1 protein-coding gene is annotated in these 231 nt (G+C 46.8%); it reads left to right on the forward strand.

The genetic code is table 11. From position 1 onward, the window contains the following. A partial coding sequence (locus BB427_RS07220) for a hypothetical protein (protein WP_217492895.1) occupies nucleotides 1-231 on the forward strand: 231 nt, incomplete at both ends.

The following is a 231-nucleotide window of genomic DNA, read 5'->3' on the forward strand; positions in this document are numbered from 1 at the left end:
GGGACAGAAGGACAGCTACGTCGGTGATGAGGCTCAGAGCAAAAGAGGTATCCTCACCCTGAAGTACCCTATTGAACATGGTATTGTCACCAATTGGGATGACATGGAGAAGATTTGGCATCACACTTTCTACAATGAGCTTAGAGTTGCACCCGAAGAACACCCAGTCCTTCTGACAGAAGCACCTCTCAATCCTAAAGCCAACAGGGAAAAGATGACTCAGATCATGTT

The sequence above is a fragment of the Pseudoalteromonas sp. BMB genome (assembly GCF_001709235.1).
In the GTDB taxonomy this organism is placed as follows: domain Bacteria; phylum Pseudomonadota; class Gammaproteobacteria; order Enterobacterales; family Alteromonadaceae; genus Pseudoalteromonas; species Pseudoalteromonas maricaloris.